The organism is Flavobacterium sp., assembly GCF_043773265.1.
Taxonomy (GTDB): domain Bacteria; phylum Bacteroidota; class Bacteroidia; order Flavobacteriales; family Flavobacteriaceae; genus Flavobacterium.
Window position 1 is genome coordinate 1 of record NZ_JAYVFH010000082.1, and the last position, 8098, is coordinate 8098.

General features: G+C 30.8%; 12 protein-coding genes and 4 tRNA genes. All 16 read left to right on the forward strand.

The annotated features are described in order from the left end of the window. Window positions 1-967, forward strand: a 967-nt coding sequence (locus ACH2BO_RS04400; RefSeq protein ID WP_395043541.1) for a sensor histidine kinase, incomplete at its 5' end; no start/stop codon positions are given. Further along, window positions 960-1574: a response regulator gene (locus ACH2BO_RS04405; protein ID WP_395043542.1), complete on the forward strand. Its 615-nt coding sequence runs from the start codon at window positions 960-962 to the stop codon at window positions 1572-1574. The genes ACH2BO_RS04400 and ACH2BO_RS04405, both read left to right, overlap by 8 nt. A 72-nt stretch (window positions 1575-1646) precedes the next feature. Continuing rightward, the gene (gene rpsU / locus ACH2BO_RS04410; protein WP_126744451.1) at window positions 1647-1841 is read left to right on the forward strand and encodes a 30S ribosomal protein S21; all 195 of its coding nucleotides are present in this window, start codon (window positions 1647-1649) and stop codon (window positions 1839-1841) included. Between the two features lie 95 nt (window positions 1842-1936). Continuing rightward, window positions 1937-2830, forward strand: coding sequence for a tyrosine-type recombinase/integrase (locus ACH2BO_RS04415; protein WP_395043543.1), 894 nt, complete (start codon window positions 1937-1939; stop codon window positions 2828-2830). 30 nt (window positions 2831-2860) lie between these two features. After that, a complete protein-coding gene (gene hpf, locus ACH2BO_RS04420; protein ID WP_395043544.1) occupies window positions 2861-3163 on the forward strand; it encodes a ribosome hibernation-promoting factor, HPF/YfiA family in 303 nt (100 codons plus the stop codon). Between the two features lie 90 nt (window positions 3164-3253). Then, window positions 3254-3327 (forward strand) — tRNA-Thr (locus tag ACH2BO_RS04425). Between the two features lie 22 nt (window positions 3328-3349). Then, window positions 3350-3430, forward strand: a tRNA-Tyr gene (locus tag ACH2BO_RS04430). Window positions 3431-3508: 78 nt separating this feature from the next. After that, window positions 3509-3580 (forward strand) — tRNA-Thr (locus ACH2BO_RS04435). A gap of 61 nt (window positions 3581-3641) precedes the next feature. Continuing rightward, a complete protein-coding gene (tuf, locus tag ACH2BO_RS04440; protein WP_395043545.1) occupies window positions 3642-4829 on the forward strand; it encodes an elongation factor Tu in 1188 nt (395 codons plus the stop codon). Window positions 4830-4892: 63 nt separating this feature from the next. Continuing rightward, window positions 4893-4963 (forward strand) — tRNA-Trp (locus tag ACH2BO_RS04445). Window positions 4964-4981: 18 nt separating this feature from the next. Beyond that, the gene (secE, locus tag ACH2BO_RS04450; RefSeq protein WP_395043546.1) at window positions 4982-5176 is read left to right on the forward strand and encodes a preprotein translocase subunit SecE; all 195 of its coding nucleotides are present in this window, start codon (window positions 4982-4984) and stop codon (window positions 5174-5176) included. Window positions 5177-5189: 13 nt separating this feature from the next. After that, a complete protein-coding gene (gene nusG, locus ACH2BO_RS04455; protein WP_395043547.1) occupies window positions 5190-5741 on the forward strand; it encodes a transcription termination/antitermination protein NusG in 552 nt (183 codons plus the stop codon). 67 nt (window positions 5742-5808) lie between these two features. Beyond that, entirely contained in the window at window positions 5809-6249 is a 441-nt protein-coding gene (gene rplK, locus ACH2BO_RS04460) for a 50S ribosomal protein L11 (RefSeq protein WP_395043548.1), read from the forward strand. Window positions 6250-6257: 8 nt separating this feature from the next. Further along, window positions 6258-6947, forward strand: a complete 690-nt coding sequence (gene rplA / locus ACH2BO_RS04465; RefSeq protein WP_395043549.1) for a 50S ribosomal protein L1 — start codon at window positions 6258-6260, stop codon at window positions 6945-6947. A 23-nt stretch (window positions 6948-6970) separates the two neighbouring features. Next, on the forward strand, window positions 6971-7471 hold the full coding sequence (rplJ, locus tag ACH2BO_RS04470) for a 50S ribosomal protein L10 (protein ID WP_395043550.1): 501 nt from the start codon (window positions 6971-6973) through the stop codon (window positions 7469-7471). Between the two features lie 55 nt (window positions 7472-7526). Next, entirely contained in the window at window positions 7527-7895 is a 369-nt protein-coding gene (gene rplL, locus ACH2BO_RS04475) for a 50S ribosomal protein L7/L12 (RefSeq protein ID WP_395043551.1), read from the forward strand. The last annotated feature ends 203 nt before the right edge of the window (window positions 7896-8098 follow it).

The window sequence follows — 8098 nt, forward strand, 5'->3', positions numbered from 1 at the left end:
GTCTGAACTATATGAATTTAAAAAAGAATATAAAAAGTCATTAAATTATAAAGAAAAATATCGCCAACTAAATGATAGTTTATTTAGTGTTGAAAAAAACAAAACGCTTAACGAAATTCAAACAAAATATGAAGTAAGTAATAAAAACTTAAAGATTGATTTACTTACTAAAGACAAGAAAATTCAAAAAAATACGATTCAATTCTTGTCTATAACAGGAATTTTATTACTTTTAGGCGCAAGTAGTATATACTTTTTTTATAGATATCGTTTAAAATTGCAACTGCTTATAAGCATTAAAGAGGAAAAAATTCATAAACAAGAAGTGGTTCGATTGACACAAGAAAGAGAATTAAATAAAATAAATGGAATATTAGATGGACAAGAAATAGAACGCAATCGATTAGCACAAGAGATTCATGATGGAATAGGAGCATCATTAGCTGGAATTAAATTAGAATTATCCCAATTAAATACAAGACTTAAAAATAAAAACTTAGATATTATTGAAAATAAAATGAGTGTTGCTTTTAGTGAATTACGATCTATTTCACACAATTTAAGTTTAAATTTTTTAGAAGAAAAAAAATTCGATTCCTTACTTGAAGATTTAATAACCAATTGTAAAGACAGGAAAGAGTTTGATATAGAGTTATATGTATATCCAATTGAAGAATTAAATGCAATTTCCTACACTATAAAATTGCATATTTATAGAATTCTACAAGAATTACTTTCTAATATATCAAAACACGCCAAAGCAAGACATGTTTCACTTAGCATAACAAAATATGATTATGCATTAAATATTATTTTAGAAGATGATGGAATTGGTTATACTAAAAAACATGAAAAAGGAATAGGATTAAAGAATGTAAGAGAAAGAGTAATTTTACTTGGTGGCTCTATAAAAATAGAAAACAATAATGGCACTACTTTAATAATAGATATACCAATTAATGAGTAACGAAGATAAAATTTCTATTGCATTAGTAGATGATCACCAAATTTATTTAGATGGATTGTCATCTATGCTAATTGCTCAAGCAAATTTCAAAATAGTATTTGTTGAAACTAGCCCAATAATTGCTTTAGAAAAACTTAAAAATAAAATTCCTGACATTATTATTACAGATATGTCAATGCCCGAGATGAGTGGAGTAGAGTTTGTTAAAATAATAAAAAAACAATATCCACAAATAAAAATATTAGTTTTAAGCATGCATCAATATAAAGAAAAATTTGAAGATATTGATGGTTATTTAGTTAAAGAGACTAATAAAAAAATACTTATTGAAGCTATAAATGAAATGGTATTGATCAATAAAAAATATAATATTCCAAATATAAAAAACACTGCAAATTTTAATTTTAATAAAAATATTTTAAGTCCTAGAGAAAAAGAAATCATACGACTAATTTCAGAGCAATATACAGCCGAACAGATTGCCATACAATTATCTATTTCAAAAACAACTATTGCTACTCATAAAAAAAATATTTTTGTAAAACTAAAAGTAAATAGTATTGCAGGTTTAATAAAGGAAGCGATTTACTTAGGTGTGATAAAATAATATTAAAGTCCTTGCAATATATCCAAAATAAATACTACTTTTGCACTCTTAACGAGAGGAGGTGTCTATATTATGTTAATTATACCAATTAAAGACGGAGAAAATATTGATAGAGCATTAAAACGCTACAAAAGAAAATTTGATAAAACAGGAACTGTTCGTCAACTAAGAGCTCGTACTGCTTTTATTAAACCTTCTGTAACTAATAGAATGAAAATTCAAAAAGCTGCTTACATTCAAAACATGAAAGACGGTTTAGAAAGTTAATAATTAATTTTCTTAAATATACTAATCGTTAGTAATTAAAGTTTCATAACTTTGTTACTAACGATTTTTTATTATTCACAATTTTATTTTTTTTTATGAATAACATTAAAGCTTTTCAAGATTATCTTCAATTAGAAAAAAACTACTCTATTCATACAGTTAATGCTTATGTTAATGATTTATTTTTTTTTCAGGAATTTCTAAAAAGTAATTTCGATCAAGAAAATTTAGAATTAGTAAATTATAGTTTAATTAGAAGTTGGATAGTTTCGATGGTGGATAATTCAATTTCAAATAGTTCAGTAAACCGTAAAATATCATCTTTAAAATCGTTTTATAAGTTTTTGTTAAAAATAAAACAAATAGAAACAAGTCCATTATTAAAACATAAATCACTAAAAACGCCTAAAATCTTACAAATCCCTTTTTCAGAAAAAGAGCTAGACAAAGTATTAAATAGTATTAAATATTCTGATAGTTTTGATGGAGTTAGGGATAAACTAATTATAGATTTATTTTACACTACAGGAATTAGACGAGCTGAGTTGATTAACTTAAAGATGCAAAACATAAATCTTGCAACTAACACATTAAAAGTTTTAGGTAAAAGAAATAAAGAAAGAATATTACCAATTTTGCCAATTGTTACTCAACAAGCAAATCTTTATTTGTCAGAAAGGGCTCGATTAGAGCGAATTAATGATGATGATTTTTTTTTTTTAATGTTAAAAGGAGTTAAATTGAACGATTCGTTTGTTTATCGAATAATAAATTATTACTTTAGTAATGTTTCCGAGAAAGTAAAAAAGAGTCCGCATATATTACGTCACACCTTTGCAACTCACCTGTTAAATAACGGAGCAGATTTAAACTCAGTAAAAGAATTGCTTGGTCATTCAAGTTTGGCGTCAACACAAGTATATACTCATAACAGTCTTGCAGAGTTAAAAAAAATATATGGAGATGCACATCCAAGAAATCAAAAGTAATTCCAAAGTATAACCATTAATTAATAAATTATGAAGGTAAATGTAAATGCAGTTAATTTTACAGTTGACAAAAAACTGGTTGATTTTATTCAACAAAGAATGGATAAATTAGAAAAATATTATGACAAAATTGTTTCTTCTGACATTTTTTTAAAGGTTGAAAAAACAAGTGATAAAGAAAATAAAATTGTCGAGGTCAAAATTCACGTTCCTGGCGATGATTTTTTAGTAAAAAAGCAATGCAAAACATTCGAAGAAGCCATTGAATTATCTGCAGAATCTTTAGAGAGATTATTAGTAAAAAGAAAAGAAAAAACAAGAACACATATTTAGCAAAATTTTTTACTAAAAATATTTTGATTAAAAAATAAAATGCCTACATTTGCAGTCCGTTAGAAATAGCGGACTTTTTTTATTGATATTGCCAGCGTAGCTCAGTTGGCTAGAGCAGCTGATTTGTAATCAGCAGGTCGTGGGTTCGAGTCCCTCCGCCGGCTCTTTTTTATTGTAATATGGTTAGGGGAGATACTCAAGCGGCCAACGAGGGCAGACTGTAAATCTGCTGTGTAAACTTCGCAGGTTCGAATCCTGCTCTCCCCACAAAACTGATATTTAATATTTTATTATAGATTGGGTTTTATATCTTAACTTCTAAAATTTATATTAAATTAAAGCTCTGCCGATGTAGCTCAGGGGTAGAGTGCTTCCTTGGTAAGGAAGAGGTCTCGGGTTCAATTCCCGACATTGGCTCAATTTTAGAATAAATTTGAACACTAATATATTATATAACTAAGATTAAAAATTAAGTAAAATGGCAAAAGAAACCTTTAACCGTAACAAACCCCATTTAAATATTGGGACAATCGGTCACGTAGATCATGGAAAAACAACATTAACTGCAGCGATTACTAAAGTATTGTCAGATGCAGGTTATTGTCAAGCAAAATCATTTGATCAAATCGATAATGCTCCTGAAGAGAAAGAAAGAGGTATTACAATTAATACATCTCACGTTGAATATGAAACTGCTAATCGACATTACGCTCACGTAGACTGTCCAGGTCACGCAGATTACGTAAAGAATATGGTTACTGGTGCTGCACAAATGGATGGCGCTATCCTTGTAGTTGCTGCAACAGATGGACCAATGCCTCAAACACGTGAGCATATCCTTTTAGGTCGCCAAGTTGGTATTCCTAGAATGGTTGTTTTCATGAATAAAGTGGATATGGTTGATGATGCTGAGCTTTTAGAGTTGGTTGAAATGGAAATCAGAGATTTATTATCTTTTTATGAGTACGATGGGGATAATGGGCCAGTTATTCAAGGTTCAGCATTAGGAGGTTTAAATAATGATCCTGCTTGGGTTCCTAAAATTATAGAGTTAATGGAAGCTTGTGATACATGGATTCAAGAGCCAATACGTGATACAGAAAAACCTTTCTTAATGCCAGTTGAAGATGTGTTTACAATTACTGGGCGTGGAACTGTTGCAACTGGCCGTATTGAAACTGGTATCTGTAATACTGGTGATCCAGTTGAAATTATAGGTATGGGTGCTGAAAAATTAACTTCTACTGTAACAGGAATTGAAATGTTTCGCCAAATTCTTGATAGAGGAGAAGCTGGAGATAATGCAGGGATCTTGTTAAGAGGAGTTGCAAAAGAAGATATTAAAAGAGGAATGGTTATAATTAAACCAGGATCAGTTAAACCACATGCTAAATTTAAAGCAGAAGTTTATATCTTGAAAAAAGAAGAAGGTGGTCGTCATACACCATTCCATAATAATTATCGCCCTCAATTTTATGTTCGTACAACGGATGTGACAGGTGTAATTACTTTGCCTACTGGTGTTGAAATGGTAATGCCTGGAGATAATTTAACAATTGATGTTGCTTTATTAAGTCCAATTGCTATGAATGTTGGTTTGCGTTTTGCTATACGTGAAGGTGGAAGAACAGTTGGCGCTGGTCAAGTTACAGAAATTGTAGAATAATAAATGTTATAAATATTGAATCCAGCAGAGAAATTTTTTTACTCTGCTGGTTTTATATAATATACGGGCGTAGTTCAAGGGTAGAATAGCGGTCTCCAAAACCGTTGATGGGGGTTCGAATCCCTCCGCCCGTGCAAAATAAAAATATAGTTATGTCAAAAGTATTAAATTATTTTTCAGAAGCATTTGAAGAGTTGAAAACAAATGTAACATGGCCAGAATGGTCTGAAGTTCAGAAATATACAATTATTGTAGCTGTATTTTCAGTTATATTAGCTTTAGCTACATGGGGTGTTGATGAGCTTTTTGCTAAAGGTTTATCAAGTTTTTTTAATTTGATCAAATAAAAATAATTTTGTTATGGCCGAAAATATTATAAAAAAATGGTACGTTGTTAGAGCTGTTAGTGGACAGGAAAACAAAGTAAAAGCATATATTGAAGCTGAGATTAATAGACTTGTTTTGGGGGATTATATTTCTCAGGTATTAGTTCCAACTGAAAAAGTTGTTCAAGTTCGAGATGGTAAAAAGATATCAAAAGATAAAGTCTATTTTACAGGATATGTTATGATTGAAGCAAATTTGGTTGGGGAAATTCCACATATTATTAAGTCTATCACTGGCGTTATAGGTTTTTTAGGAGAAGTTAAAGGTGGCGATCCTGTTCCTTTAAGATTGTCAGAAGTTAATAGAATGCTAGGAAAAGTTGATGAGTTGGCAGTTAATGTCGATAATCAATCAATACCATTTAAAATAGATGAAACTATCAAAGTAATTGATGGTCCTTTTAATGGTTTTAATGGGACTATTGAAAAAATTAATGAAGAAAAACGTAAACTTGAAGTAATGGTGAAGATTTTCGGGAGAAAGACACCATTAGAGTTGAGTTTTATGCAAGTTGAAAAAGTATAATTTTTGTTACAAACATAATAAAATCGCATCTATCGCTTCCAATGATGATGTGTTAAATTTTTAAACAATGGCTAAAGAGATTAGTAAAGTAGTTAAGCTACAAGTTAAGGGAGGTGCTGCGAACCCATCGCCACCGGTTGGACCTGCTCTGGGAGCTGCTGGTGTAAATATCATGGAATTCTGTAAGCAGTTTAATGCTAGAACCCAAGATCAACCTGGCAAAGTATTACCGGTTCAAATTACCGTGTATAAAGACAAATCGTTTGATTTTGTTGTAAAAACTCCACCTGCTGCAATTCAATTATTGGATGCTGCTAAATTAAAGTCTGGTTCTGGCGAGCCTAATAGAAAAAAAGTTGCTAGTGTAACTTGGGATCAAATTAAAGCTATCGCCGAAGACAAGATGGTCGATTTAAATGCATTCACAACTGAAAAAGCTATGAGCATGATTGCTGGAACAGCTAGATCTATGGGTATAACTGTAACAGGAGACTCTCCTCTAAAATAAGGTAAGAAATGGCAAAATTGACAAAAAAACAAAAAGAAGCTGCTTCAAAAATTGAAAAAAACAAACTATATTCTTTAAAAGACGCTTCGTCTTTATTGAAAGTTGTTGCTTCAGCAAAATTTGATGAGTCGGTAGATATTGCTGTTCGTCTAGGAGTTGATCCAAGAAAAGCAAATCAAATGGTAAGAGGTGTTGTGACACTTCCTCATGGAACTGGTAAAGATACTAAAGTATTAGCTTTAGTTACTCCAGATAAAGAAGCAGAAGCTAAAGCTGCTGGCGCTGACTATGTTGGATTGGATGACTACCTTCAAAAAATTAAAGATGGTTGGACAGATGTTGATGTAATTATCACAATGCCAGCTATTATGGGAAAATTAGGTCCGTTAGGCCGTATATTAGGGCCAAGAGGCTTAATGCCAAACCCTAAAACAGGAACCGTAACAATGGAAATTGGTAAAGCTGTAGCTGAAGTAAAAGCCGGTAAAATCGACTTTAAAGTAGATAAAACAGGTATCGTTCATGCTGGAATTGGAAGAATTTCTTTCGAAGCTGACAAACTAGTTGACAATGCTCACGAAATTATTCAAACATTACTTAAATTAAAACCAACTGCAGCTAAAGGTACTTATATTAAGTCTATCCACTTATCAAGTACAATGAGTCCTGCTATTGCTTTAGATCCTAAAGCAGTATAATTGGTAGTTAAACAAATTTTATTATGACTAGAGAAGAAAAATCAATCGCGATAGAAGATTTAACTGCAAAGTTGGCTGAAGCAAATATAGTTTATATTGCAGATACATCTGGATTAAATGCAGATACGACTTCAAACTTAAGAAGAGCTTGTTTTAAAGCTGGAATTAAATTAGAAGTTGTTAAAAATACTTTGCTTGCAAAAGCAATGGAAGCTTCTACAAATGATTATGGTGATTTATCATCAATATTAAAAGGAAATTCGTCAATCTTTATTGCTGATATTGCAAATGCACCAGCAAAAATAATTAAAGATTTCCGTAAGAAATCAGATAAGCCGGTTTTTAAAGGAGCTTATATCAATAGTGAAATATATATTGGTGATAACCTTTTAGATAGCTTAGCATCTCTTAAATCTAAAGAAGAAGTTATTGGAGAAATCATTGGATTACTTCAGTCTCCAGCTAAACGAATCATATCAGCTTTATTGAACAATGCTGAAAAGAATGGTATAGTTGCAGAATAATCGAACGCACTGAATAAAAAAAATAAATTACAAAACATTTTAAACGATAGAAAAAATGGCAGATTTGAAACAATTCGCAGAACAATTGGTTAACTTAACTGTAAAAGAAGTTAACGATTTAGCTACAATTTTAAAAGATGAGTATGGTATTGAGCCAGCTGCTGCAGCTGTAGTAGTTTCTTCTGGTGGTGGCGAAGCTGCTGCTGAAGAACAAACAGAATTTACAGTAGTACTTAAAGAAGCTGGTGCTTCTAAATTAGCAGTTGTTAAAGCAGTTAAAGAATTAACTGGTTTAGGACTAAAAGAAGCTAAAGATATGGTAGATGCTGCACCTTCTAATATAAAAGAAGGAGTATCTAAAGCAGAAGCAGAAGGTTTGAAAAAATCTTTAGAAGAAGCTGGAGCTGTTGTTGAATTAAAATAATTCTAACATAGTTTTAGAACTAGGTTTAGGTCTTGAGTTTAGTCGCTCAAAGACCTAAACCATTTTTCGTATAATATTATTTATACGTTTTAACATTTTTTTTAAATCAAAATTTTGTCCATTGATGATAACAAATCAGACTGAAAGATTGAATTTTGCCTCAACGAAAAATATTCCTCAATATCCAGATTTTCTAGATGTTC